The organism is Argonema galeatum A003/A1, from assembly GCF_023333595.1.
Lineage (GTDB): Bacteria > Cyanobacteriota > Cyanobacteriia > Cyanobacteriales > Aerosakkonemataceae > Argonema > Argonema galeatum.
In genome coordinates this window covers 1-26957 of sequence record NZ_JAIQZM010000023.1, presented here as the reverse complement: position 1 = coordinate 26957, position 26957 = coordinate 1, and the positions used below count along the sequence as shown (strand labels likewise).

The 26957-nt window shown below is 43.7% G+C and carries 19 protein-coding genes and 1 pseudogene; 4 read left to right on the top strand and 16 right to left on the bottom strand.

The window, feature by feature from the left end:
- The first annotated feature begins 6 nt into the window (after positions 1–6).
- A complete protein-coding gene (locus tag LAY41_RS21485) occupies positions 7–753 on the top strand; it encodes a metal ABC transporter ATP-binding protein (protein ID WP_249102767.1) in 747 nt (248 codons plus the stop codon).
- Positions 725–1612: a metal ABC transporter permease gene (locus tag LAY41_RS21480; protein WP_249064257.1), complete on the top strand. Its 888-nt coding sequence runs from the start codon at positions 725–727 to the stop codon at positions 1610–1612. Before LAY41_RS21485 ends, LAY41_RS21480 begins: the two co-directional genes overlap by 29 nt.
- A gap of 64 nt (positions 1613–1676) precedes the next feature.
- On the opposite strand, the gene LAY41_RS21475 is transcribed toward LAY41_RS21480, so the two are convergent.
- Genes LAY41_RS21475 through LAY41_RS21465 form a run of 3 tightly spaced genes read right to left on the bottom strand, consistent with a single transcriptional unit; the run spans position 1677 to position 4015 of the window.
- Positions 1677–1937 (bottom strand): hypothetical protein, encoded by a 261-nt coding sequence (locus LAY41_RS21475; RefSeq protein ID WP_249102763.1) that lies wholly within the window; start codon positions 1935–1937, stop codon positions 1677–1679.
- Between the two features lie 33 nt (positions 1938–1970).
- Positions 1971–3056 (bottom strand): WD40 repeat domain-containing protein, encoded by a 1086-nt coding sequence (locus tag LAY41_RS21470; protein ID WP_249102759.1) that lies wholly within the window; start codon positions 3054–3056, stop codon positions 1971–1973.
- On the bottom strand, positions 3044–4015 hold the full coding sequence (locus LAY41_RS21465; RefSeq protein ID WP_249102758.1) for a CobW family GTP-binding protein: 972 nt from the start codon (positions 4013–4015) through the stop codon (positions 3044–3046). Before LAY41_RS21465 ends, LAY41_RS21470 begins: the two co-directional genes overlap by 13 nt.
- Before the next feature lie 755 nt (positions 4016–4770).
- Between LAY41_RS21465 and LAY41_RS21460 the strand changes: the two genes are divergently transcribed.
- Positions 4771–6597 (top strand): hypothetical protein, encoded by a 1827-nt coding sequence (locus tag LAY41_RS21460; RefSeq protein ID WP_249102757.1) that lies wholly within the window; start codon positions 4771–4773, stop codon positions 6595–6597.
- Between the two features lie 209 nt (positions 6598–6806).
- Here LAY41_RS21460 and LAY41_RS21455 read toward each other — a convergent pair whose 3' ends face one another.
- From LAY41_RS21455 to LAY41_RS21430, 6 genes and pseudogenes are all read right to left on the bottom strand, one after another.
- Positions 6807–7079, bottom strand: coding sequence for a type II toxin-antitoxin system RelE/ParE family toxin (locus tag LAY41_RS21455; RefSeq protein ID WP_249102756.1), 273 nt, complete (start codon positions 7077–7079; stop codon positions 6807–6809).
- Positions 7076–7285: a hypothetical protein gene (locus LAY41_RS21450; protein WP_338023039.1), complete on the bottom strand. Its 210-nt coding sequence runs from the start codon at positions 7283–7285 to the stop codon at positions 7076–7078. The genes LAY41_RS21455 and LAY41_RS21450 overlap by 4 nt, the downstream gene beginning before the upstream one ends.
- 142 nt (positions 7286–7427) lie before the next feature.
- Positions 7428–7850 carry an alpha/beta fold hydrolase gene (locus LAY41_RS21445; RefSeq protein WP_338023038.1) on the bottom strand — a complete coding sequence of 141 codons (423 nt, stop codon included), beginning with the start codon at positions 7848–7850 and terminating at the stop codon, positions 7428–7430.
- A gap of 149 nt (positions 7851–7999) precedes the next feature.
- The gene (locus LAY41_RS21440; protein WP_249102755.1) at positions 8000–8977 is read right to left on the bottom strand and encodes a CobW family GTP-binding protein; all 978 of its coding nucleotides are present in this window, start codon (positions 8975–8977) and stop codon (positions 8000–8002) included.
- Between the two features lie 16 nt (positions 8978–8993).
- Positions 8994–9191: pseudogene (locus LAY41_RS21435) on the bottom strand (SufE family protein); the annotation flags it as partial.
- Between the two features lie 131 nt (positions 9192–9322).
- Complete coding sequence (locus tag LAY41_RS21430; protein ID WP_249102749.1) at positions 9323–10798, bottom strand: hypothetical protein; 1476 nt, start codon at positions 10796–10798, stop codon at positions 9323–9325.
- Positions 10799–11119: 321 nt separating this feature from the next.
- On the opposite strand from LAY41_RS21430, the gene LAY41_RS21425 reads away from it, so the two are divergent.
- A complete protein-coding gene (locus tag LAY41_RS21425; protein WP_249102747.1) occupies positions 11120–12517 on the top strand; it encodes a TldD/PmbA family protein in 1398 nt (465 codons plus the stop codon).
- Positions 12518–12596: 79 nt separating this feature from the next.
- Here the strand turns inward: LAY41_RS21425 and LAY41_RS21420 are convergent, their stop codons facing one another.
- The 7 genes from LAY41_RS21420 to LAY41_RS21390 all read right to left on the bottom strand — a co-directional run.
- Complete coding sequence (locus LAY41_RS21420; RefSeq protein ID WP_249102746.1) at positions 12597–14129, bottom strand: diguanylate cyclase; 1533 nt, start codon at positions 14127–14129, stop codon at positions 12597–12599.
- Between the two features lie 8 nt (positions 14130–14137).
- Positions 14138–16126, bottom strand: coding sequence for an adenylate/guanylate cyclase domain-containing protein (locus tag LAY41_RS21415; RefSeq protein ID WP_249102745.1), 1989 nt, complete (start codon positions 16124–16126; stop codon positions 14138–14140).
- The gene (locus LAY41_RS21410; protein WP_249102744.1) at positions 16123–22629 is read right to left on the bottom strand and encodes an AAA family ATPase; all 6507 of its coding nucleotides are present in this window, start codon (positions 22627–22629) and stop codon (positions 16123–16125) included. The genes LAY41_RS21415 and LAY41_RS21410 overlap by 4 nt, the downstream gene beginning before the upstream one ends.
- Positions 22630–22787: 158 nt before the next feature.
- A complete protein-coding gene (locus LAY41_RS21405) occupies positions 22788–24818 on the bottom strand; it encodes a carotenoid oxygenase family protein (RefSeq protein WP_249102743.1) in 2031 nt (676 codons plus the stop codon).
- 138 nt (positions 24819–24956) lie between these two features.
- Complete coding sequence (locus LAY41_RS21400) at positions 24957–25130, bottom strand: hypothetical protein (RefSeq protein ID WP_249102742.1); 174 nt, start codon at positions 25128–25130, stop codon at positions 24957–24959.
- 361 nt (positions 25131–25491) lie between these two features.
- A complete protein-coding gene (gene coaE / locus LAY41_RS21395) occupies positions 25492–26109 on the bottom strand; it encodes a dephospho-CoA kinase (RefSeq protein WP_249102740.1) in 618 nt (205 codons plus the stop codon).
- 3 nt (positions 26110–26112) lie between these two features.
- Positions 26113–26957, bottom strand: an 845-nt coding sequence (locus LAY41_RS21390) for a uroporphyrinogen-III synthase (protein WP_249102739.1), incomplete at its 5' end; no start/stop codon positions are given.

The window sequence follows — 26957 nt, the reverse complement described above, 5'->3', positions numbered from 1 at the left end:
TTATCCATGCTGCAAGTCCAAAACCTAGCCGTAAGTTACCAGGGAGTTTGCGCCGTCAACAGTGTCAGCTTCTCCATCGAACCAGGAAAATTAGTTGGCGTGATTGGCCCGAACGGTGCGGGCAAAAGTACGATGATTAAAGCCATGCTGGGACTTATTGGTAGTTCCAGCGGTGTGGTAAAATTTTATTCGCGTCCGCTGAAACAGCAACTCAAACAAGTGGCTTATGTGCCGCAGCGATCGCAAATCGACTGGGATTACCCAATAACGGTGTGGAACGTGGTAATGATGTCTCGCACCGTACACACCGGCTGGTTTAAAGAACCCAGCTATCAATCCAAAGAAATTGTCAAAGCTGCTCTAAAACGAGTGGGAATGTGGGAATTGCAAAATCGTCAAATAGGGGAACTTTCCGGCGGACAGCAGCAGCGGGTATTTTTAGCACGCGCACTGGCGCAGCAAGCGGAATTGTTATTCTTTGACGAGCCATTTACTGCCATTGATAAAAAGACAGAAGAAATTGTCTTTGAGATTTTCTTTGAACTGAAAGCGCAAAACAAAACATTGCTAGTTATCAGCCACGATTTAGGAGAAAACTTGAGTTCTTATGACCGTTTTTTATTAATGAATAAACAACTGATTGCCGATGGCTCGAAGTCAGAAGTACTAACCGCTGTCAATCTTCAAAAAGCCTATGGTCACTTAACAATGATAAAGGAATTCGATGTTAGATTTTCTAATAGAACCGCTTAGTTTTGAATTTATGCGTCATGCCCTAGCGATCGCCATTTTGCTAGGAATTCTCTGCTCAGTCGTGGGCAGTTTCTTGATTGTACAACATATGGGCATGATGGGTGATGTAATTGCCCACTCAGTTTTACCCGGATTATCAATTGCCTTTTTCCTGGGAATTGATATTTCGATTGGTGCGTTTATCGCCGGTACGCTAAGTGCTTTGGTAGTTGCTTTGATTCGATCGCAATCTCGCCTCAAAGTCGATACAGCTATGGCATTAGTTTTGTCAAGTTTTTTGGCATTGGGAGTCACGCTGATCAAACTGTTAAAGACCAATAAGCTAGACCTCCACAATATTCTATTTGGAGATATCTTAGGAGTGACGCCAGGGGATGTTTGGCATACGCTAGCAATCACCATTACCATTTTACTTTTAGTAAAGCTCTTTTACAAAGAACTGCTTTTTTATACTTTCGATCCTTTAGGGGCGCAAGCTAGCGGTTTGCCGATAACTTGGATTTATTTAGGCTTGATTGCGGCAATTACGCTGACTGTAATTGCCAGTATGCAAACTGTAGGCGTCCTGCTGATTATTTCCTTGCTAATTGGCCCTGGCATTACGGCCTATTTATTAGTAAAAGAATTGCACCTGATGATGGGAGTGGGGGCGGTTGTCGGGATAATTGCCAGCGTCAGCGGTATGTATTTTAGCTACTACTGGGATATTCCATCGGGGCCAGCAATTGTATTAGTTGTTTTTGGGTTATTTTTACTAACACTATTGTTTAGCCCCTCGCAAGGAATATTGACTCGATTGTCAGCGACGAGTCGTTCTGCTTGGATTATGCAACAGCTAAATTACCTAAAAAAACGATAAGCGATCGCTTTTTTAACGGCAACCGAATTTTCATAGGGGTGCAACAAGCGCCTCCCTACTTCTGCTATTGAGGAAGCTGACCTTGCAGACGCCGAGCCGTTGTGCAGGTAGCGCAGCTGCATCCCAATTGGTCTAAAATAGGATTTCCCTGTTGCAGATTAAAGGTCAGCATTGGATTTCCCAGGCGCACCTGCGTAGCCTGTGCGGAGATCGCGGAGTCTGCGATCGGAGAGAATATCTCAGCAGCGTTGGCGGGATTAGCGATCAGCAGCAAAGCACCCAATAGCCCGGAGGAAGCAAGCAAAATCAAGGTAGCTTTGTTCATAATTTAAATCCTAGATTTTTTGGAAAGGTTAATTTAGCTGATTATAGCCTTTCCAAATCCTTGAGTGCGGGTGACTTTTGACCAAACTAGCAATTCGCCATTCGTACCACCTGCTGCCAGTTTATTGCCTTGGGGATGCCAAGCGAGACAGGAAAACCCTTTTGCTGCGCCTGGGAGAGTTTGGACGAGTTGTTTGGCTTTTTGCCAGAGACACACGACACCATCTTCGGCGGCGGAAGCGAGGAGAAAATTACCTGGTTGGAAGGAAATTGCCTGCACTATTCCATCGTGGATATCTAAAGCTCGTCCTTGCCAACCTGCTGACTCATCGGCGTCCTTTTCCCAGATGATAACGCTGAGTGCGGTGGCTACTGCTAATAAAGGATAGCCTATTCCTGTTACTGCTTCTGACCAAGTAACGGCTCTTATTTTACCAGGAAAGCCGCGCATTAACCAGGGTTGGGGGTTGTTCCACTGCCAAACTGTAATGGTGTTATCGAGATTGCCGGAAGCGATGAATTTGCCATCAAGCGACCAGGCGATCGCTAAACTGGTAGCAGATACTACTAAAATTTCCGGGTCTTCATCCCAATATTTAGTATCCCAAACTTTGATACCCTGATGACCTGCGATCGCAAGTTGTTGTCCGCTTGGATGCCAAGCCATACTTAATACTGAGGATGTCTCAAAATTAAGCGTAACGACAACTTCTCCCACCTCGGCATCCCAAACCTGCACGTAGCGCCCCATACTAAAGGCTAGTTCATTACAAGTGGGATTCCAAGCTAATTTATCCACCCAGTTAGGCGCATTTTCTAGAGTTGTAAGTAGTTCTGTTTCTCCTGACCGCAAGCGCCAAATTTTTACCTGTCCGTTTTGACCGCCAGCAGCTAAAAATTTGCCATCTTTGGAAAAGGCAAGACAATCTACAGATTGACCATCAGCAGTTTGCAATAAAGTTAAATTTCCTTCCACCCACAGCGCAACTTCCCCAGCACCAGAAACTGCGGCTAAGGTTTGATTATCCGGCGACCAAGTAATAGCAGTGACGTAATCTGAGAGTGTTCCTTGCCAAGGTTGGTGGAATAACTTTTTCGTAAGGCTGATTAAATTAGACATTGGCGAAAATCCTCTCTTAATTTGGCTTCGTCTAAATTGCGACCGATGAAGACTAATTCGTTTTTACGGGTTTCGTTGCGTTTCCAGGGCCGATCGCGCTTACCTTCAAATAACATATGTACGCCTTGGAAAACAAAGCGATTATCTTCACCAGCAACATTCAGAATCCCTTTCATGCGAAAGATATCTGTTCCTTGAGTTCGCAGTAATTCCCCTAACCAATCGTTCAACTTTTCCCCATTAACTGCACCAGATTCTACCAAAGCCACAGAATACACCGTTTCATCATGTTGGTGAGTATCTTCACCCAAAAAGTTGGGATCGATTGACAAAGCGCGATTCAAATCAAATGCTTGCACACCCAAAAGCGCATCCATTTCTAATTCAGAATTGCGGGTGCGGTAGATTTTAGCCATTACATTCATCGTCCGAATCCGCTTTTCTAATTCATCCAACTGTTCTGGCGTCACCAAATCAGTTTTATTAATTAAAATCACATCGGCAAAAGCAATTTGTTCCTGCGCTTCATCCGCATCCCAATGTTCCCAGATATGCTTGGCATCCACTACCGTTACTACAGCATCCAACTGCAACTGGGTACGCATATCTTCATCTACGAAGAAGGTTTGAATTACCGGCGCTGGGTCAGCCAAACCAGTTGTTTCAATTACCAGATGGTCGAATTTATGACGGCGTTTCATCAAGTTGGCGATAATCCGAATTAAATCGCCTCGAACGGTACAGCAAATACAACCGTTGTTCATTTCAAAAATTTCTTCATCGGCATTGATAATTAACTGATTATCGATACCCACTTCTCCGAACTCGTTGACAATCACGGCTACCTTCTTGCCGTGTTCGTGAGTCAGGATGCGATTGAGTAGGGTGGTTTTACCCGCACCCAGATAGCCAGTCAGAACCGTTACGGGTACGAAGTCCGTCGTTGCCGCATTCACCACGATGAATTCCTCTCGCGCTATTTACATAATGATAACCATTATTATATTATAAAAGCGGTGGAATAAATAGTTGCTTGATAAGTGCAGATGAACGCCAATGAGTTTATCTGCCTTTATCTGCGTGGATATGCGGTAAAAAATATATACTTCGCACGGGCATAAATGGGCGAAGCATTCCGTGAATAATTTGTTGGTTGAAACCAAAGATCTTGGACGGAATGCTTCGCCCCTACAGGGATAAAAAAAGCTCGGTCACAGACCGATCTGAGTATAATTTGATATCCTTAAATATTTTGCTAATAATAGAAACCTTATTGCAACTAATTATTAAGTATTTGTACCCCTCGATCGGACATTGCTGGCGATTTAACCTGGGAGCCAGATCGAATCAGTCGTTGAAGGTGGGTAGGATTTTGGAACTTGTAGGCCCGATCGCCAAGCGTACCCATCATGGGAATCGCCCATCTTAAGCTGGGTAATTTCCTGCTATTCCCCATCCCCCAGTTCGATCGCCTAGACCAGGCCAGTATTTTTCTTCACAAAACTTAATGTCCGCTTATTGAGAAATAATATAATCTAGATTTCAACTTGTTGAAAAAGATAATCAACAAGTTAGAACCTCGATCGATAATAAACGCCTCCAAATCTGGAGGCGAAAAGTCTTCCCCCTGCTGGTTTGGGGGGTAGGGGGGCTATTGCTTCCTGCTAATAATTTTCGATCGCCCTTTTACAACTCAAAGGAGTCTTGGAACGCTATGGATTTTTTTTCTAACGAATCACTTTACTACGGCAGCGGCAACGATCTAATTACCATAGGCGATCGCACAGTCAACATCTTTGCAGGCGATGGTAACAACATCATCAACACTCGATTGGGCGGCGGTTTCATCTACGCCGGATCGGGCCGTGACATTATTGATGCAGGCGATGGTAACAACACCATTTTTGCAGGCGAAGGAATCAACCTAATTAGCACTGGTATGGGTGATGATTTGATTACCGGAGGTTCCAGCGGTGATTTCATCAGTGCGGGAGACGGTCGCAACATTATTGTTGCTGGTGAAGGCAACAATCGCGTGTTATCGGGTTCAGGCAAAGACCTAATCTATGCTGGTGCTGGCGATGACATCATCTATGGCGGCGCGGGTAAGGACATTATCTATGCAGGAGACGGGAACAACGTCATTAACGCTGGAATAGGTAACGATACGGTTTACATCGGTAGTGGCAAAGATAAGATCGTTCTTGAAGGCGGTCAAGGATCTGTTACCGTCATGGGGTTTGATACCACTAAAGATAAACTCCGTCTCGGAGAAAGCTTACTTGGCAAGTCTTTAACATTTGTCACCCAAGGTACAGATACCTTGGTGAGGGCAGGTACAGACCTACTTGCCACCTTGAAAAATGTCACCAAAGCTTCTCAAGCCGTGGTAGATAATGGAGCTATCTATCGTTACACGGCAACCGACTTAGGTTCCCTGAGTACAAATCCTAACAGTGCGGTTGTGGCTGCTTCAATTAATGATTTTGGACAGATTGCAGGGCGCTATGATACGGGGGCAACGTTTACCAATCAGAACGCCACAACGGGGGCTACCCAAACGAGTAACGTGCGCCAAGCATTCATTTGGGAAAACGGCACGCAAACAGCACTCACCAGCACGGGTGTGAAGAACGGTCAGTCGGACTTTGGGGCAGCAAATGGTACAACTCTTACCATGCTTACACCTACCGTCAATACGATCGCTAATACCGGGATTATTTTGGGAACAGGCGATGAAGTGCGTCAACCCGTGCCTAAAGCGACCGATCGCGCCCTAGTTTGGCAAACCGGTAACTACAACCTCACTATTAATGACTTTGGTGGTATTGAGAGTTACTTCTTCGATACCAACAACAGCAGCCAGATTGTAGGTCGCAATATCCTATCTTCGGGTTACGAGAAAACCATCTACTCAGAAAATGGCGTTGTCAAGGAACTAGCAGCTCTAGGCGGTGATGGTGGTACTGCACGCGGTATCAACAACAAGGGACAGATCGTCGGCTATGTAGACAGCGATGCCACTCTTAATGATAAATTCGTCAACACTGCTGTCATCTGGGAGAAAGATGCTCAAGGTGTTTATCAACTCAAAAATCTTGGCAACTTTGGCGCAGAACAAGCCACATTGCGCGATATCAATAATGCAGGTCAAATCGTGGGAGCGAGCAACAGTGGTTCTGGGGCAACTGCAACGAGTACGCCATTCCTACTGAGAGGGGATGAGTTTACCGCACTTGGTAGCCTTGGCGGTCAAACTGGTTCTGTCAACGGAATCAACGAATTCGGACAAATAGTGGGAGCTTCTCAAATCGGTTCGGGCAGCAATCATGCCTATATTTGGAATGGTGGTGTGATGAGCGATTTGAATAACTTAGTCACCACACCATTGACCTATAACGGTGCAACTGTAACCCTGACTAATGCAGCGAGCGTTAATAATTTTGGGGATATCGTTGTTACGGGAACCTACACCTACAAGGATGCTGCGGGTAAAGATCAGACCGGAACTCGATCGTACCAGCTGAAGGCAACTGCATAGGGTGAATTTTCTCCACCCTTTTTAGTTACAGCGCTTTGCCACTGAGTGAAGTACACCTTGTAGGGGCTCTCGCATTGCGGAATAAACGTTTCGGTTTTAAGTTAACTCATATTCCGCAATGCGAGAGCCCTGTACTTGACTCGCCTGCAAGCCGCTGTAATTCGTAACTCCGACCATCGCATTCTCGACACTAATCAGTGCTGCTCTGCTTAATACACCTCATCATGGCTACCGATATCTACAAACACAGCCTTTCCGTCTTCTGTAAAGTAGAACAATACTCTCTCATCGTAATCTACACTAAAACTCCAAAATTCCTTAAGCTGGCCCGATAGTTTATGCGTTTTCAAACTCGGATCGTAAGGATCTACAGTGAACTGTTCCAATTTTTGCCAAAACTTTTCCTCTAAATCTGTGTTGCCTTTAATACGCTTTTTAAAAGCCCGTTTGAATGGAGAACTAAAACTAACTTCCACGATCATTCCTCTATCAGTTGTCTCAGTTCGTTAAGATTGGAAGAAAACTTCAGTTCTCCTTTTTGCTGTTCGACCTGCGCTGACTTGAAGTTCTCATCTATCTCGTCACGGCGTTCTTCACGAATGTATTGCTTCAACAACAGTTGAATTTCTAGCTTTTCATCTGTAGAAAGACTTTTGATTACCTCAATTACATCATTAAAAGTCATCATTTCCAAAGCCTCATTGTACTTACCTACTTTCTAATTAACTCTGCACACATCACAAGATTAAAAATCTACGCTCGACTTCTAAACTGGGACTTCCCACGCCATCCTCATCTTCTTTGGTGTTCGGTTAGGTGGGCAAAAGCTATTAATTTTCCAAAAAAGGCAGGATAACTTCTGCTAACTGTTGTTTTTGCGCCAGTTTCATCGCGTATCCGGCGGCGTGACCCGCTGCTACTACCGCTACGGGAGTATTGAAAATATTTGTGACAAAATCTTGCAAAAATTGGTGATATAGGTCTGGTTTGTAATCCAATCGAGGCCGAGAAGATTCGCCAAATCCCGGCCAATCTAATGCTATCACTTGAAACTTAGAAGCTAATAATTTTGCCAATCCTGCCATTTCCAACCGCGTGGAAACGGTGCTGAAAGCTGGTAAGAGTAAAACAGGCGTTCCTTGTCCGAGGGTTTCGTAAACCACCCGCAGTTGTTGTCCTTGCCAATTCCAGAAATATTCTTGGCGGACACCACCTAGAGCGATATTATTTGTTTCAAAAGTTGCTGTCATCATGGAGTGCTGAGTGTTGAGTAAGTTGGGTTTTGTACCTCAAATCATCATTTTAACTCATTGAGCTTTTATCTGGAGGTAGAACCTCCCAAGATTACATTCCCAGGTAGAACCTGGGAACGAGAAATGACCAATGACCAATGACTAACTTGCTATCTAGTCAAGCAGTTATTTAGCTGTTGGTGCAGTTGCAGTTTATTTAAGGATCGTCCGATCAATACGAGTTGATTGCTGGGTTTTCCTTGCCAATCTTCGTCTTTCAAATCATAGCGTTTGCCACTTAGCTGAAAGATGTGACGCCTCGGACTTTCTTTAAACCAGAGAATTCCTTTAGCGCGAAAGACATCTGCGGACATTCTTTCTTGTAAAAATGCCTGAAATTTCTTGACTGCAAAAGGTCGATCGCTGCGGAAGGAAACGGATACAAAACCGTCGTTGACTAGGTGCTTTGAATCTCGATCGCCTTCAGTTAAATAAGTGTCTGGCTGGGATAATCCTACATCTAAGATTAGCGGTAGGGGGACTTGACCGTATTGCGATCGCAAAATTCTTGCCCCTTCTTTCACCGTCTCGACGTAGTTCTCCAATTCTCTTACTTTTTCTTCTGGCACCAAATCTGTTTTGTTCAACAATATTATATCACCATAAGCAATCTGCTTGATAGCTGCTTCACTGTCAAAACTATCCGGTGTAAACGTCTCTACATCCACAACCGTAAGTACAGAATCTAGGCTAGTAAAATCCCGTAATTCCGTTCCTACAAATGTGATGATAATTGGCAATGGATCGGCAACTCCTGTAGTTTCTATGACCAAATAATCAATCCTGTCTTGCCGTTCTAAAACCCGGTAAACCGCATCGATTAATCCATCATTAATTGTACAACAAATGCAGCCATTGCTCAATTCTATCATGTCTTCATCAATGGAAACCAATAGCTGGCTGTCGATATTGATATCGCCCAACTCGTTAACTAATACAGCTACTTTTAAATTATCTGTATTTTTAATAATTTGATTCAGCAATGTAGTTTTGCCGCTACCGAGAAACCCGGTAATGATAGTTACCGGCAGTCCCCGTTTTGTTTCATCGTAAATCAAGTCTTCCGTTGGTGTGATTAGATTCTTCATTTGACGTTAAATTTGATTAATTATGAGCTTGTGCAGACATTAATTTCTGATAGAACAGCGCCTTGTTTTTCATGGTTTGAAAGATATTGTAAAACCCATTAGCGCGGGAAGGTGTCAAACTTACATTCAAACCAGTATCCTGAATAAAATCTGGTGTAACTTGCAATATTTCTGCGGGGGTTAATCCGTTCATCCCTTCAATCACGGGGGCGATGAAGTAAGTCAGTCAAAGGGGAGGTATGGGCCTTTGTCATAGCGGTGGGGTGACAATCTTAAACTTAATAATGAGAATCATTATATAATAAATTAGAGTCTATTTACGCAATAGTTTGTGAAAATAGTACTTTACTCTAAATCTATGTACTTTTCCAAGCCCTGAATTTGAGGGTCTGGGAATTGTTTGATGACGCGCCACAAAACAGTATAACTGCCATCTTGGCGACGATAAACTGGTCGAAAGGCGATGAGTAAATCGATGCTGGGCGTCTGGAGTAACGCATTGAGATTGCGGCGCTGGCTGCGGGAAATGCGATCGCCATTTAGAAGAATTTCTGGCAACTGAAACTGGATTGTCCTGACCAGATAAGTATGATTTAGCACGGCTGGTGCTTCAGTAAGGATAGATTCTGACAAGCCAAAATTTTGTTGCTTTCCAGTAATGAATCTTCTGCGGTCTGCTTGCAATGGCTCTAACTCATTCGGCGGTTGATAAGTGAGGAAAAATTGTTGTGTAAAAACGGAAACATCGGTCAAGGAGTAATCGATATTTTCTAAAGGAATATCGCCCAAGTCTACCAGAAAGCCATAATTTAGTTCTGGTTGCACAATCTGGAAATTGTTATCTGCAATCTGAATTTCCAGTCGGGGAGTAAATCCATCGAATGGCTTGAATAAAGGTGGGAAAGAAAAACGTTCTGCGGTGGTGGGCAAGAGGCGATTGCGTAGTTTATCTCGATTTTGGCGGTAAAATTCAGCGTTGAGAATGCGGGTTATGCCTGTATTAGGTATAGTGAGAAATTGGTTGTATGGCTCAACTTCAGCGCGATAAAGAGCGTAAGGGTTGTTTGGATCGCTTAAGCTAACTTCATCTGGAACGATAAATTCGGTTCCGCGTGGAAAATTTCTTTGTGCTTGCGCTAATAATGTTTTAGCGGTTAAGAGAGTGGTATTTACCTGCACTGGAGGTACGATCGCAGGTGGAAACGGCGGCACATAATCGGCGATCGCGTTTTTACCAGTTCTACCAATTAGGGTTGGTTCTGCGGGGGGCAGATCGGGTAACGGCGATAATCGAGGTGTCGGCGGTACAGAAATGTCGCCGCGTACAATTGGAATGCCTAAAATAGGGTCGCGTCGGCTAGAGACAAATTCCCCCACTCCATCAAGCATAACCAGACGATGGTCAAGTACTGGCCGAAGGGAATCTAGTTTTTGGGTGGAATTATAGAGAAAGCAGTAAACTCGTACCTGTTCTGCACTCAGAGATCCAACTGCTGGCAAGTCATCAAAGGTAGCGGTAGCAGTAGGGGCGCAAAGGATGTTTGGAAATTGGTAGTAGTCTTTGAGCAAACGATCGACAGATGATGTGTACAGGAAGAGTTGCCCCCGAACAGATCTTACTTGGTTGGGGTCTGGACTGACGATCGCTCTTTCAATCTCGGCAATTAAATATATCTGTTTCTGCACCAGTTGTTGCGCGGGGGGCCAAAAATCCTGCGGTTCGCTGGGCTGATAAATTGTTGATGGATCTTCGATCGCTAGGACTTGCAGGGGTTGGGACAGCAAACCTAGCATCAAAAGTAGTGAGAAGTAGTAGCGCATCGCCTTCAATTTTAGATTTTAGTTTTAGATTTTAGATTAGCGGCATCCTCAGCACTTTGCTATATAATACTCGGTGATGAGGATTTCGCACTCGCAGTTGATATCATGTCCGGTTGCATTGTTAGTACATGAGTGAGATCGTCAAATTGTCTGTTGTCATCGGTGGTTAAATTTTTACCGCAGATGAAGACAGATGCACGCAGATGCACGCAGATATGAAAACGCAACTTTTTTAGCTACCCTATGCGTAAGGACATGATATCGAGTTGTTTTGACTCACCCCAAAATCCAAAATCCAAAATCCAAAATCCAAAATGCAAAATGCCAAGCTTACTTGTGGATGCCAAAAACTTGCTCTGTGACTTAATCGCTCGCTATCGCTCCCAAGTTGACTATTTGGCGATTCGACTGGAAGAAGCAGAAGGAACTGATATTTTCCTGCGAGGAGACAAGATAGAAACGCTTTCCCAAGGCATCTCAATTGGTGGACAGGTTAGAGCTTGTTATAAAGGAGGTTGGGGTTTTGCTAGCTTCAACCAACTTTCGACACTAAAAGAACGAGTTGAAGAAGCGATCGCAGCTGCGCGAATAGTCGGAGATGAAGAAACTATTCTAGCGCCTGTAGATCCCGTCCAGGATATCGTAAAACTGCCTCTTACCGGCACCGATCCGCGTAAAATCCCCTTATCTGACAAAAAAGCATTGTGCGATCGCTACACCGAAATTCTCCGCAGCGTAGATAAGCGAATTACCACCACCTCCGTGCTATACAGCGACAGCGCCCAGCGGATCTTTCTGGCCACCTCCGAAGACACTATGCTAGAGCAATCTTGGGTGGATATGGAAATGCGCTTTGCCGCCACCGCACGGAATGGCGACACCGTACAAACCGGACGAGAAACCACAGGTTCCCGCAAAGCATACGAAGATTTAACCAATCTGGACGCCCAAATTCGCAGTGCCGGTCAACGCGCTGTGGACGCCCTCGCACTGCCTCCCGTCAAAGGTAACACTTACACGGTAGTAATTGACCCGATTCTCACCGGCTTATTTGTCCACGAAGCTTTCGGACACCTCTCAGAAGCCGACATGGCTTATGAAAACCCAGACTTGCTGGAAGTGATGACTCTGGGACGCCGATTCGGGCCAAGAGAACTGCAAATCTTTGACGGTGCGTTACCTCCAGGTCATCGTGGCAGCTATTTTTACGATGATGAAGGAACGCCAGCTACCACTACCCAGCTAATTAAAGATGGGGTTTTGGTAGGACGGCTGCATTCTCGCGAAACAGCTGGCAAACTGGGTGAAGAACCGACTGGCAATGCGCGTTGTCTCAACTACCATTTTCCGCCTCTAGTGCGGATGACGAATACTTGGATTGAGCGTGGGAATACGCCTGTCAAGGATTTATTTACGGATATCAAAGAAGGTGTTTATGCGCGGAATTGGTTGGGTGGGATGACGAATGGGGAGATGTTCACCTTTAGCGCCGGTGAAGCTTGGATGATTCGCAATGGAGAAATTGCCGAACCAGTGCGGGATGTGACGCTTTCCGGGAATGTGTTTACAACTTTAGCTGATATTGAAGCTCTAGGCGATGACTTCTATTGGGATGAGTCCGGCGGTTGCGGTAAAGGCGGACAAAGCGGTTTGCCAGTTGGTTGTGGTGGGCCTTCTTTGCGAATTCGCAATGTAGTTGTGGGTGGCGAAGCAGGGTAATCAAATATTTGGTATGTAGTTGCGCTTCAGCGCTATCTTAAAGAGCGCTAAAGCGCAACAACATACCTGAAAAATTTTATTAGCGGCGCTCGTCCGAACACGATATAATGCACTCCCCACCCAGTGCTACGCGATCGCGTCCTTCCTTTTTGGCTGTATAAAGAGCTTTGTCAGCCGCATTAATCAAATATTGTGGCAACAATCCTTTTTTCGGTACGGTACTAGCAACTCCCAGACTGACGGTAAGGCGATCGATCTTCAAACCCAAGGCCCGATCGCACACCCTAGACTGAGCGTGGGGAATCGCCAAATCGTGAATTGCCTGTCTGATCGCCTCTGCCACAATGACAGATCCAGAGGCATCAGTATTAGGTAGAATAACAGCAAATTCTTCGCCACCATAACGAGCAACTAAATCCTCCGGACGCTGGATCGCACTTTTAATAGTATCCGCCACCAGCCGCAAACAATCATCCCCTGCTAGATGACCGTAGGTATCGTTGTAGCTTTTGAAAAAATCGACATCCAACAATATTAAAGACAGGGGTGCAATTTCCCGTTTTAGCCGCTTCCACTCAGCGTTAAGATACTCATCAAATCGGCGACGATTGGCAATTTGAGTCAAACCATCGAGGTTCGCCAGTCGTCGGAGTACTTCCTCGCTCTTTTGCAGCGCCGCCTCTGCTTTTTTGCGCTGAATCATCGACCCTAATTGGGTTGCGATCGCATTGACTAGCTGTTGCGATCGCTCATTCGGGATCATTTCCTGGTTTTGGAAAAACACTAACACAGCCAGAACTTGGCGATCGAACACAATTGGAATTCCCAAAGCACCTTTGATCCCAGCTTCGGCTGCAATTTTAAGCCTCAGAAAAACCTGCTCCTTCTCGTGAGTTACATCAGCAATCCATTCAAATTTTTGGGATAACCAGATCCGTCCGGGTAACCCCTCACCAGGAGCAAAGCGAAATGTCTCGCTCTGACGGCGAAATTCATCCAGACGGACATCGCCGCCATACCAACCTCCAACATATTCCAGCACAGTTGCGTCTGGGGAAGGCATCCAAGCTTGCCCAAACTCCCAACCAAGAGTTTGACAAACGTTTGTCACAATTACTTCTAATGCTTCTTCCACATCAGTGGCAGAACTAATTGCTTGAGTTGTGGTCAATAAAAGTTGTAATTGTGCATTTTGCCTTTGCAGTTGTAACTGATACAGACGCAGACGCAATTGATGTTCTATTCGTACCAAAACCTCGATATGCTCAAAGGGTTTTGTGATGTAATCTACCCCACCCATAGTAAAAGCTTTTACTTTGTTAAAGATTGCATCCGAAGCACTGATGAAGATGACCGGAATATCACGACTTTGCTCCGAAGCTTTCAACTGTCGGCAAACTTCATAACCATCCATATCCGGCATTTTGATATCCAGCAAAATTAGATCGGGAGGGTTAGCTCGGATAGATTCAAGCGCCAGTTTACCATTAAGAGCAACCCGAAGCTTATACCCTTGATTGGATAAAATCCGAATTAATAACCTGATATTTTCTGGTGTATCATCGACAACTAAAATCTTGGTTTTGGATGTGAAATTCTGCCTCGAATTCATAAGCGATTCTAAAATGACTTTCTCCCCATTATAAGATAGGTGATCATCTCCCCTTTACCTTTAATTATAATAGTTCCGCGTTCTTCCAAAATAAATTGCTCCTTTAAGCGATCGTAAACGGCTGCTGTGACCTGAATTTCACCAGGGATACCAGTTGACTCCATCCGGGAAGCCACATTCACCGTATCCCCCCACAGATCGTAGATAAATTTAGTCAAACCAATCACCCCAGCTACCACCGCACCGATATTGATCCCGATGCGGAGACTGAAATTCTCGCCGTTTTGGGCGTTGAATCGGGTAATAGCCGCCTGCATATCGAGTGCCATTTGGGCGATCGCATCTGCGTGATCGGCACGAGGTGTCGGCATTCCTCCCACCACCATATAAGCATCCCCAATCGTCTTAATTTTCTCTAAATTATGCTGTTGAGATAATTGATCGAATTCGCTAAAAATCTGATTTAGAACCTTTACGAGTTCCGTAGAAGTTTTGTTTGATGCAAAATCAGTAAAACCTACTAAATCTGCAAATAAAACACTTACATCAGAAAAACTATCCCCAATAATCTGCTGGTTTGCTTGCAAACGTTTCGCAATCGATGGAGGCAGAATATTTAATAATAACTTTTCTGTTTGTTCCTGGGCATTTTTTCGAGCGGTAATATCAGAAACAGTTCCTTCGTAGTAAAGCAATTTCTCTTTAGAGTCCCTTACTGCACGAGCATTTTCAGAAATCCAAATAATTTTGCCATCCTTCCGATAAACTTGAGCCTCAAATTCGAGTACAGCATTATTCAGTTCCATTTCTTCGATAAACTCGCGCCTTCGATTCGGATCGACATAAAGCTTCTCTTCTATATTTTGAAGATTTGTCATCAACTCTTCGGGAGAATCATAACCATAAATTTTTGCCAGTGCTTGATTGGAACTTAGGTAACGACCGCTAGGGGTAGTTTGATAGATTCCTTCTACTGCATTTTCCACAATGCTGTGATAGCGTTCTTGAGTAATTCGCAGGATTTCTTCAGTTTGCTTGCGCTGGATCAGAGAACCTAATTGTGTTGAAACTGCGTTGACCAAATTAATGATGCGCGAATTGATAGCAGCAACCTTTTTCTTATAAAACACTAAAATTGCCAACACTTTGTCCTGAAAGACAATCGGAACTCCAAAGGCTGAATGTAAGCCAGTATCAGCAAGTTGAGAATGTAAAATAAATAGTTCTTTTTTTAGGGAAATATTTTCTACCCACTCCGGTTGCTTAGAAGTCCAGATTTTCCCTGGCAATCCAATATTATGAGCAAAAGTAATCGTTAAGCTTTGCTCTCTTAACTCTAAAAAACTGAAATCGTTACCGTACCAACCTTGGCTGCATTCTAAAACTTTATTATTGTCATCGGGAATCCAAGCTTCTCCATAGTTCCATTGGATATTCGTACAGACTAACTGCAAGACAGCATGAAAAGCTGAATGAACGTCATCCCGGTGAGTGATGGCTTGGGTTGCTGCTAATAATAGACGAAGTTCAACTTCTGCTTGTCGGCGTGCTTCTAGGTGGTTTTCGAGGAGTTTATTTTGTTCTATCAGTTGCAGTTGGAGTTGGCGGAGGCGTAGTTGATGCTCGATCCGAGCTAAAACTTCTAGAGGCTCGAAGGGTTTGGTGATATAGTCAACTCCGCCAACTGTAAAGGCATTGACTTTATTAATTGTTTCATCTAAAGCACTAATAAAGATGACTGGAATATCGCCTGTTTGCTCAGATGCTTTCAGATGTTTGCAAACTTCGTAGCCATCCATCTCTGGCATATTGATATCGAGCAAAATGAGGTCGGGAGGATTTGATTGGCAAGATTTTAATGCCAGTTTTCCACTAGGGGAAACTCGTACCTTATAGCCCTGTTCGGATAAAATTTTGGTCAATAATTTTAAGTTTTCTGGCTTATCATCCACAACTAGAATATTAGCTTTATGGGTAAGCCTTTGGCTTTCGTTCATAAGTTATCCACCGTATGAATTAAGGTTAATAATTGCTCAAATTCGTACTGGTCGATCATCGTGAGTAAAGCATACCCTAGAACTTCTTCTTGCTGGCTAATTTGCTCGATGGATATAGCGATCGCTCCCAAGTCTCCCTCAACGAGAGCCTGACGCAAACTCCCCAACACATCTTTAGGCAAAGCCGCCAGATGGGAGGGTTTCAAGGTTAGCGGTTCCATTAATGCTGTATCAGGGACAGAAGTTGATTCCTCATAAATAAACGACACACCTAAATGTTTGTGGATAATATCAAAAATCTCCTCTTCTCGGAAAGGTTTGCGAATAAAATCATCGCAACCCGCTGCCAAAACAGCCGTTTTCTCATCTGTAAAGGCACTAGCACTGAGGGCAATAATTACAGTATGGGGTATGGGGAATAGGCTATTTTTTTCCGCCCTGTTCTGCTCCCTCGATCGAATCTGCCTTGTTGCTTCATCGCCATCCATGACTGACATTCGCATATCCATCCAAATTAAGTGGGGTTGCCAATGCTCCCAGAGTGACAATGCCTCCCTACCATTGTTGGCTTCTTGTAGTTTAAAGCCAAGTGGGTTGAGGAGTTTGTGTAATAATTGGCGATTTACATTGCTATCATCGACAATGAGCATTCGATATTCTGGTTGGTTGGGGGCAAGGGCCTTGACGGGACGACGATCGGACCGCTGCTCGATTTCGCTCTCCGCCACCTGGTTCGCTTGAATGTCAAACTGAAATATAGTACCAGTAGTGGTTTCTTCCTGCTGTGACAAAGAAGCTGTGCCAGGGGTGAAGGCTATACCGTGACTGATGACGGTGATTTCACCCCCCATCAAGCGGATGAATTGGCGGCTAATCGTCAATCCCAATCCCGTTCCTTCTTGCACTTGTTGACCCGCTGTTGTTTGCACGAAGGGTTTGAAGAGGTTTTGGAGTTCATCAGCAGCAATCCCAACGCCTGTGTCTATGACTTGAAAGGTGATTGATTGGGAATTTTTTCTGCCCAGTTTGACTGTGAGGGATACGCTTCCTTGGCTGGTAAATTTAATGGAATTACCAATTAGGTTAATTAGGACTTGCCGCAATTTTACTTCATCAGTGCAGATATGTTGGGGCACATCGGCGGCCCGATCGCATTTTAACTGTAAGCCTTTTTCTTTGGCTTTCAAAGAAAACATATTTTCGACATCATTTAGCAGCAGGTAGAGGTCGAAGTTATTTTCATGGAGTGTCATGCGTCCGGCTTCAATTTTGGAGAGGTCTAGCACTTGGTTGATCAGGGTGAGCAAATGTTCGCCGCTGCGACGAATGATGCCGAGATTGTCTTGCTGTTCTTTGACGAGATTTGTGGCCCGACTCATGAGTTGGGAAAAGCCGAGAATGGCGTTGAGGGGCGTCCTCAGTTCGTGGCTCATGTTGGCCAGGAAGGTACTTTTGGCGCGGTTGGCTGATTCGGCGGCTTCTTTGGCGGTTTCGAGTTCGGCTTCGGCTTTTTTGCGATCGGTAATATCTCGTCCTACTGCTTGGTATTCTAGAAGGCGATCGGACTGGTCAAATATCGCCCGGTTAATCCACTGAGCCCAACGTATCTCTCCTTTGACAATTACCCGATTTTCAACTGAGGCTACTGGGTTTTCTTTGCTAATCGAATTCACGAAAGCAGCAACATATTCGCGGTCTTCCTCAAACACAACAGGTGCGTAGTGATAGCCGATAATTTCTTCTCGCCTCAGTCCAAAAAACCGACAAAAAGCTTCATTAACAAAAGTTACTTTTCCATCTCGTAAAAATCTAATAATCAGTTCTGTCTGATCTTCGATAATTCCTAGATAACGTGCTTCGCTCTGCCGTAATTGCACTTCTATCTGTTTGCGTTCGACTATTTCATGCTGTAATAATTGGTTAGTTTGACTTATTTGAGCGGTGCGATCTTCAACTTTTTCTTCCAGCGTCCGATAGAGAAGAGCGTTTTCTAGTGAGATGGCTGCTTGGGCAGAAATCAGTTGCAATATTTGCAGACGTCCGGGAGTAAAAGCACCTGTAACTAAATTATTTTCTAAGTAAAGTAAGCTAATCATTCTGCCTTGATTTTTGATCGGAGTACATAATACTGATTTGGGTTGCTGCTTTTTGATATAGGGGTCAGCCGCAAAAGTGGTGTCAGTGGTGACATCATCAATCACTAGAGTTTCTTGTGTGCGTTCTACATAATTGATCAAGGAAATGGGAAGATCTTGACTTTCGGTAAGTGGGAGCGATGGTAATTTAAGCTGTCCGTCTGTAAATTGAGCTTCGATCGCCCAGTTTTCTGTTTTAAATAAGAGAAGGTAGACTTTTTCCGCTCCCGTGTTTGACAACACTATTTGCATCAAAGTGGCGAGTAACTTATCTAGGTGAACTTCGCAGGAGATAGCTTGAGAAGCTTTTATCGCAGTTGCTACATCTATAGTATTTGAAACGCTGGAACTTGTAGATGTGATGGTTTCCCTAGTTATTTCGATCGATGTTTCTTGAGTAGAAAGGCTCTTTTTCTTATTCCGAAGCGGTAAGAATAGTTCGGGATAGCTAGCTTCTAGATGTTTAACTTTTGCTTTCGCTCCCCAGCGACCATAAGCATAGTAAGCATCAACTAAGTAAGTACGAGCTATCTTTTGGCGACCTAATGCCAGATAAAATTCTCCGGCGAGTTCGCTAGCAAGAGCTTGGTGTTGGACGTATTTATTTTCTTTGGCTCCAGATATGGCCCGATCGTAATATTCCATTGCTTCGAGACTTTGCCCCAAAACGCGAGCTTTTTCTGCTTCTACTAAGTCATATTTGTGCTGGTAATTCATGGGCGCGTGGTGCGCCCAATACCTCATTTTTTCTTGATTGGCTGCTACTTGGTTTAAGTCTTCTTGCAACTTCTCTGCACTTTCCGAATCGGCTTGAGAATAGTTAGCCAATAAAGCCAGTGAATAAAATAAATTATGCTCAGTAAAGATAATATTTGCTTGAATAAAGCCCGCATAGTTAACTGCTTTTTTACTATATTGTAAAGCTCTATCGTATTCCTTAAATAAATAACAAAGCATAGACTTAGCAAAATATATATAAAATATAGGAATTATGCTATTGAGCTTTGCAAGATAGGGCAAAGCTTCTTCTTCATTGAAAACTTCTCCAACCATTAGGCATCTTTCAAACGATATCCCCTGCAAATTAGCTACTAACTGATAGATAATTTTTGTTAAATAAATTGAGTGTTCTATTTTCAACTTTAACACTAGGTTGAGGTACTCACTCTGTTTTTCTGCCACAGTGTCCAAATATTCACCAGTATAGAATAAAGATTCACAGTAGTACGCTACTGCATAAGAAGCCCACTCTATATCGCCGATTTCTAAGCCACTTTGAATAGCTTGAATAAAATTATCTAAAATATTCCTAATATGTTCCTTGTTATGTTGAATATTAATTGCAATTGTCAGGATAGCTTTACAGCGAAATTCTCTAGCATTTAACTTATCTAATACTCGCAGGGAAAGCTGACCTAACTGATAAGCCAAATCGATATCAGGTATTAACCAAGCAACTAAAGCACCATAACTGCAATAGGCATTAACAGAAGCAGGCGCATTCCCATACTGGCGGGAGAGTTCGATAGTGGTGTACAAGATGGGTAAAACAAGGTTGCTTTCTGCAAAACAAGCCGCCGGATAGATCGAAAACAACATCTGCATTGCTGCTAGCTTGTGGGGGTCGGTCATGGGTGGCAAGTTAGCCAATTTTTCAAAGTCGAAGTCTTGCGGAGGGGATTGAGAAAGGGTTACTCCTAGCAGTTCTAGAGTTTGCAGTCCCATCTCTAAAACTGCTTGAATTTGGTTTTTCGCCATTATAAATTTAAGCTTTAATTCATATAATTTAACTCGATCGAGAGTAGATTCAGCTTTGGCGAGAGCGCGATCGCACAAAATTTCTCCACCTTCTATATTTGCGATCAAATATTCAGCTTCAGAGGCTTCTATATAAAGATCAAACGTTAATTTGTATTGGCGTTCCCAACTATTCTTATCTAAAAGCTCTATTCCTATATTAAAAAAGTTAACTGCCGCTTCGTAAGCTGTATTGGCTTTAGCTTTCTGTCCAGCAATAAGATTCAATTCAGCTAAATCATTTTTAGCAGACTGTTTTGTTAATAAATCCAATCCAAAATTCAATTGGTTTACTAGAGCAAAGATATTATCTTTGCGTTCTTCGGGGGTAGTATTTTTCAGTAATAGTTGACCGATTTTCAGGTGAGTTGCCTTTTTATCATCTTCAGGAATGAGAGAATAAGCAGCTTGCTGCACGCGATCGTGCAAAAATCGATAATCTACTTTTATATCCTGTAAATTTGACAATTCCTCGCCAGCAAAAAGTTGAGGAATTTTATAGTTTTCGCCAATCGGCAGAATCAACCCTGCTTGCAGTGCTGACCAGAGATAACCTGCGGTAACAACATTTGATTCTTCATTCACAATTGAGAGAATCTCTAAGTTAAATTGGTTTCCAACACAAGCCGCCAGTTTCAAAACTTTCTGAGTAGTTTCTGGAAGTTTGCGTATATTTCTGGCAACCAGATCGACCACGTTGTAATCGGTGATGCCAATGGCTTGTATTTCTTTGATATCCCACTGCCAACTATCCGTTTCTACTTGATAAACGATTAATCCTTCTGAGTAGAGAGTTTTGAATAGTTGAGTTAAGAAAAATGGATTCCCTTGGGTTTTATTGAAAACGAGTTCAGAAAACTGTTTGAGTCTCTTTGCATCTACATCGACGTTCAGCGTATCTCCGATTAATTGGCTGACATTAGCCAAAAACAGCGGTTTAACGATAATATCATTGACCCTTGTTTCTGTTTCGCGTATTTTTTCTAGGGTTTGAATCAAGGGATGGGTGGGGCTGACTTCGTTATCGCGATAGGCTCCAATCATCAACAAATATTTGCTATTATCGTCAGTAACGAGAAGCTGAATTAACTTCAAAGAAGCAGAATCAGCCCACTGCAAATCGTCGAGGAAAATTACCAACGGGTGTTCGGGTTGGCAAAAAACGCCAACAAAGTGCAGAAAAACTCGATTAAAGCGATTTTGAGCTTCTAATGCTCCCACTGAGGGAACTTCTGGCTGAGAACCGATAATCAGTTCCAGTTCCGGGATTACATCAATAACGATTTGTCCATTTGTACCGATCGCGTCTAAAAGTTTTACTTTCCAAACCGCAATCTGTTCATTGCTTTCAGTTAAGATATGACGGAGCAATTCACTAAAAGCTTGAATTAGAGCAGCATAGGGAATATTGCGTTTAAACTGGTCGAATTTACCGGAAATAAAATAACCCCTTGCTGCCACAATGGGTTTATGAACTTCGTTGACGATCGAAGTTTTGCCAATCCCGGAATAACCGGAAACGAGCATCAGTTCGATTTTAGATTTTGAATTTTGGATTGTGGATTGAGAATCTTCTGTTGCGGGTGACTCTTCCATCGGCGCGTCTTTGACCGCTATCCGGTCAAATGCTGCTAGTAACTCTGCAACTTCCGCTTCTCGTCCATAAAGTTTTTGGGGAATAAGCAGTTGAGTGCCGCGATCGCGAGTTCCCAAGCGAAAATTAGCAATCTCTCCCCTTGTTTCTAGCTCCTGCAAACAAGTTTCCAGGTCAAATTTCAACCCCGCCGCACTTTGATATCGTTCTTCCGCATTTTTCTCCATCAGCTTCATGACAATATGGGAGAGAACTGGCGGAATTTTCCCGTTTCCTTCGTTCAAAAGATGGGGTGGCACTGGTTTTTTGGCAATATGGCAGTGAATTAACTCCATCAAATCGTTGGTTATAAACGGTAACTGCCCTGTTAGCAGTTCGTAGAAGGTGACGCCGAGAGAATAAAAGTCACTGCGGTAGTCGATGGCGCGGTTCATTCTTCCCGTTTGTTCGGGGGAGATATAAGCCAGCGTTCCTTCCAATAAATGGGGATTCACAACTGCCTGCTGTTCTTTGGGGAGAGCGATCGCGATGCTAAAATCAGTTAGTTTTACTTCTCCTGTCTCCGGGTTAAAAATAATATTGCTCGGTTTAATATCTTTATGAATAATCGAAACTTTATGGAGTTGAGCTAAAATTTCCGCTAAAGAAATTGCGATTTGTAAAAAAGCTTTGATTTCAAGAGCTTGGAACTCAAATATCTGCTTTAGCGACTGACCGCCAAAGTCTTCTAGAATGAGGGCAAAACTGTTTTGATAATTTTCTAAACTGTAGGGTTTGACAATTCCCGCACAATCTATCTTTTGGGGAATTATAAATTCTTGCCTTAAACGGGTAATCTCTTCAATAGTTGGATATTCGTCCTTGAGGATTTTGATAATAACAGGCTGGCTCGTGCGATCGCGTTGTCCTCGGTAAACAAAAGTTTTGGAACTTTCGTAAATTATTTCGTTCATGGTATAGCCTGGAAGAAAAATCATGATTTTTACCTCTATTTTTCAATGTTTTAGGTTGCTCGCCTTCAATTATAGAGAGAATTATCCTCCGCCTCTGACCCAAAGCTGTAAATAGCCAAAGGGAGGAGGGGAGGATAAAGAAGAGGCTGAAAGGAAAATAGGGCATTACGATCCCCAAACTCCTACGATCGGGTAGATTTTAACTCTTCCTCATAAGCCAAAGGCAACACGCTATCGAACAGTTCCTTAAGTAATGCTGCTTTCTGGGGATCTTCGGGATACTGGTAATTATCCACCAACTCCTGATAGTCTTCCTGCGCCGAGACTTTGTAAGTGGCTTTGTGTTGGGAGATAGTTGGTAGCCAAGCTGTATGTAAGGTAAAACCAAAATTGAGTGCTTCTGGTTTCCCCTCCTTATTACTCAACTTGGACCTGGGGCCTTTTTGCAAATTATCTGCATCGAAAATCCAAATTTGCTTAATATCTTGGAAGAAAACAGTACAAACAATATAGCCATTTGTTGAGCTATCGTCGCTATCCTTACGGGGTACAAATTGAGGCGAACTCACCATATAGCCGTAATCAAAGTTGTAGAAGTCTTCAATTTGCATCGATGCAGTATTCAAGCGAAACAAGCCAGCGGGTTGACCTGTTTGAGCTAAGCCTAGAACTTTTTCCAGGGGTATTGTTGAAGGATAGTTTCGGTACAGGTAACACCCAAACTGAGTCATTAATTCGGGCCAAAGTCCAAAAGAAGTCCAGTAAATATTCTCTAGCTGTCGCGGAGGCATTCCTGAATTCAAGCGATCGCGGTAAGCGTACAATCCTGCACCCCACGTACAGTTCGCATCGAACATTACATTTGCACAGAGCGGCTCTTCATCTTGACTTTTGCCGTCAATTACATAACGCCCCATGCAACTAATATCCATATTATTTGTTTCCATTCCCGCTAAAAGCGAAGGAGCGGGGTCGTGGGGAGGATAAGCAGATAGATCGTATTGGCGCAACCACTCAGCCACATCCCAGGCGCAAATATGGGCAACGTGGATTGTAATTTCATCATTCGGATTGTCATAGTCCACCAGAAAGTGAGCCGCTTCTTTAGGAATTACGACTTTCCGCACCACAACTTCTGGAATCTCTGGATCGTTTGAGGCTGGATACTGTCCATTCACCAAATGATTGCGATTGACAATATAAAATTTCGATTCAGGAGATGGTGCTTTCTCTAGTAATTCTCTGAGCAAACTTTCCAAAGGCTTGTTTTCTGGCAAGGGGTTGTTTAGTAACTGCTCCAACCCAGTTGTAAAAGCTGTATCTAATAGGATTATGTAATCTTTGGTAATACCAATTTGGTGCATTGTTTGCTCGATCCTGAGAGGCGAACCATCAGGAAGTACCAATTTCCATCGCTCTAAAGAACCATCTCCTTTCCAGCGAAGCAGATAGACGAAATCCTGTAAGCCCTTGAATTTTTCCAAAAATTGACGAATTCTTGGAAAAAGTTTTTCTATTGCTTCCATTCCAGGTATACTGTCAATAAAATTATCTAAAGACCTGCCATAATTAACAGTGAACATTTCGCCTTCGTAGGGATCGAAGGCTGGATGAGCAGTGCTAAAAATGGGGGGAAAGATATAGGGAAGTTTAACTTCAGCGTGCCACTCTTTAGTTGTTCCTACTGGAGTGATTACTTTCAGACTTTGTGGATCGATTTCATACGGACGACCCGCATCATAATTGACTAGCAAGCGCTCGCGATCGTCTTGTTTAAATTTTACAGGCAGAAAAGCGGTATTTAACTCATTGCGAGCGCCCAGAAACAAAGAATACCTCAAAATGCCATAATTCTTAAAGCCCAACACAGCAAACCTCGTTCCCTTTTTGGTTGCCTCATCTATCCGATACTCAACAGTCTTAAGCAGTCGCGATTTTACGCTAACTTTCTGAGTTTGGGTAAAATCTAATCGGTAAACCATGCCATCGCCATTCAGGATCGAATCTCCCGTTTGGAACGGCAATCCTCCAGAATCAACCGTACCAACTGGTGCGACGATAAAAACATAACCCTGGATGTCGTTCGGTAATTCCCCCTCAACAACGTCGAGTTCAACATTGTCTAGTTCCTCTCGACGCGCAGTTATAATTGACTGGGGAACTTGATGGCAGTCAGATGTTGTCGCGATCGGGTTTTGAGTTGGTTGGTTCATGGTATTCCTCATTTTGTTAGGTAGATTGTAGTTATTTCTCGAAGTGCGGATACACTTCATCATCAAATAGTTTTTGGATCTCTTTTTTAATTTATGAAGGGTAAGGGAACTTTTCTACTAACTCATGGTAATCCTGCCTTACAGGGACGTTATATGTAGCTTGGCGGCTTCCGATATTCGGCAACCATTTTTTTCTGTTACAGTTTTGTCTTGAGTTTGTTGAAGCATAGTATTGGCGATCGAAATTGATTCCGGAACTTTACAGTAGTCTTGAGTCACAGCTTTAATTTGGTTTTGAGTAGGTTGGTTCATTTTACTCCTCACCGGGACTTACCTAGCTTGGCAAGATCCGATCGTAGGTTTTTCCGACCCTATCAGACAAAGTATCTTTTGTCAATGAATGGATATAGTTAAATGCCATCTGCTGGCTATTAAGTAAGCGATCGTAAATAAACTGAACATCCAGAAACCCGGTTTCTCCAACAATACCTTCGCCAAAATGAAAAATACCTTGATTCGTAGGTTGGGTTGAGGCACGAAACTAGGGCAAATGCGTTGGGTTTCGCTTCACTGAACATCCAGAAACCCGGTTTCTCCAAGAAACCCGGTTTCTCCAAGAAACCGGGTTTCTAAGGGCGCGGCAGTTTTACGTTTAATTATGTCCACCTACTTATCACCGTAACAAGGCTGCATCTACTTGTTGGCAAAGATGTTGTTGAGTAGAAGAGTTATCCAAAACCACATCAGCTTTGTTGCACTTCTCCTGAATTGACATTTGACTATTAATCCTCGCTTTCGCCTGCTCTAAAGTCAATTTATCTCGTTCCATCAATCTATTTAATTGTTGTTGTTCATCAGCAAATACTACCCAGATTTCTGTTACCAAATCTGTCATATTTGCTTCAAATAACAGAGGCACAACTAACACGACTGTCGAATGTAACGGTAATTCATCGATCGCACTCAGAAACCGATCGCGTACATAGGGGTGAATTTGTTGCTCTAACCAATATCTCTCGGTGGGATTATTGAAAACGATATTGCCCAACTCCTTACGGTTTAAAGTTCCTGAAGTTGTCATAATATCTGAGCCATAACGCTCTACTATTTGGTTGAGGATTGGCGAACCGGGTTCAACAGCTTCGCGAGCATAAATATCTGCATCAAAAATCGGAAAATTGTAGGTTTTGGCAAGATAATTTGATACAGTAGTTTTACCTGTGCTAATGCCGCCAGTTAGACCGATGAGGCGTCGGACTGGGGCATTGGGGTCAGTTTGGGCATTGGGCATTGTTCATCGAATTTTGAGTAAAGCTTGAAATAAGCCTTCCAAGGTATATTCTTTTGCCTCTACATCCACCCGTCCCAATAGTTGCTGACAGGTTTTGGAGGTTTGAGGGCCGATCGAAGCAATCCAAACTCCCTCTAGAAGATCTGCCGATCGCAATTCCCCGATGATCTGACAAAAATATTGCACAGTTTTGGAGCTAGCAAAAGTAATCGCATCCACGGCTTTGCGCTCTAGGGCATCCAAAGCTAAAGCTGGTACAGTGGTAGGACACTGGGACTGATAGGCTGGTACTTCGATGACAATAGCGCCTTTGGCAGTTAATTCCTGCACGAGGATTTCTCGTCCGCCAGTTTCCACTCTGGGAAAGAGAATTTTTTGGCCTTCCAACCCCTCTGGGAAGTTTTCGACGAGAGAATCTGCCACAAAGTCTGGCGGGATAAAATCGGGGTTGACGCAGTGTTGTTTGAGTCGTTGGGCTGTTTTTTTGCCAACTACGGCAATTTTCAGGGCAGCTAAGGCACGAACATCTTTCCCTTGTGCTTCCAGTCGTGCAAAGAAATAGTCCACGCCGTTGGTGGAAGTTAGGATTAACCAGTTAAAAGTTTGAATATTTGCGATCGCACGATCGAGACTCTCCCAACTGGAAGGCGGGCCAATTTCTAGGGTAGGCATTTCGATTACCATTGCGCCTGCTTGTTGCAAGAGGTTGGTAAACTCCTCAGATTGACCAACCGATCGCGTTACCAGGATGGTTTTGCCAGCGAGGGGAGACCCCACCCCCAACCCCTCCCCGTGGACGGGGAGGGGGGACCCCACCCCCAACCCCTCCCCGTGGACGGGGAGGGGGG

Excerpts from the sequence above, each read along its gene's own strand:
- LAY41_RS21475 (WP_249102763.1), bottom strand. The coding sequence starts at position 1,937 with ATGAACAAAGCTACCTTGATTTTGCTTGCTTCCTCCGGGCTATTGGGT.
- LAY41_RS21455 (WP_249102756.1), bottom strand. The coding sequence starts at position 7,079 with ATGATCGTGGAAGTTAGTTTTAGTTCTCCATTCAAACGGGCTTTTAAA.
- LAY41_RS21400 (WP_249102742.1), bottom strand. The coding sequence starts at position 25,130 with ATGAACCAACCTACTCAAAACCAAATTAAAGCTGTGACTCAAGACTAC.
- LAY41_RS21430 (WP_249102749.1), bottom strand. The coding sequence starts at position 10,798 with ATGCGCTACTACTTCTCACTACTTTTGATGCTAGGTTTGCTGTCCCAA.
- LAY41_RS21420 (WP_249102746.1), bottom strand. The coding sequence starts at position 14,129 with ATGAATTCGAGGCAGAATTTCACATCCAAAACCAAGATTTTAGTTGTC.
- LAY41_RS21460 (WP_249102757.1), top strand. The coding sequence starts at position 4,771 with ATGGATTTTTTTTCTAACGAATCACTTTACTACGGCAGCGGCAACGAT.
- LAY41_RS21405 (WP_249102743.1), bottom strand. The coding sequence starts at position 24,818 with ATGAACCAACCAACTCAAAACCCGATCGCGACAACATCTGACTGCCAT.
- LAY41_RS21440 (WP_249102755.1), bottom strand. The coding sequence starts at position 8,977 with ATGAAGAATCTAATCACACCAACGGAAGACTTGATTTACGATGAAACA.
- coaE (WP_249102740.1), bottom strand. The coding sequence starts at position 26,109 with ATGCCCAATGCCCAAACTGACCCCAATGCCCCAGTCCGACGCCTCATC.
- LAY41_RS21450 (WP_338023039.1), bottom strand. The coding sequence starts at position 7,285 with ATGATGACTTTTAATGATGTAATTGAGGTAATCAAAAGTCTTTCTACA.
- LAY41_RS21425 (WP_249102747.1), top strand. The coding sequence starts at position 11,120 with ATGCCAAGCTTACTTGTGGATGCCAAAAACTTGCTCTGTGACTTAATC.
- LAY41_RS21470 (WP_249102759.1), bottom strand. The coding sequence starts at position 3,056 with ATGTCTAATTTAATCAGCCTTACGAAAAAGTTATTCCACCAACCTTGG.
- LAY41_RS21415 (WP_249102745.1), bottom strand. The coding sequence starts at position 16,126 with ATGAACGAAAGCCAAAGGCTTACCCATAAAGCTAATATTCTAGTTGTG.
- LAY41_RS21410 (WP_249102744.1), bottom strand. The coding sequence starts at position 22,629 with ATGATTTTTCTTCCAGGCTATACCATGAACGAAATAATTTACGAAAGT.
- LAY41_RS21485 (WP_249102767.1), top strand. The coding sequence starts at position 7 with ATGCTGCAAGTCCAAAACCTAGCCGTAAGTTACCAGGGAGTTTGCGCC.
- LAY41_RS21445 (WP_338023038.1), bottom strand. The coding sequence starts at position 7,850 with ATGATGACAGCAACTTTTGAAACAAATAATATCGCTCTAGGTGGTGTC.
- LAY41_RS21480 (WP_249064257.1), top strand. The coding sequence starts at position 725 with ATGTTAGATTTTCTAATAGAACCGCTTAGTTTTGAATTTATGCGTCAT.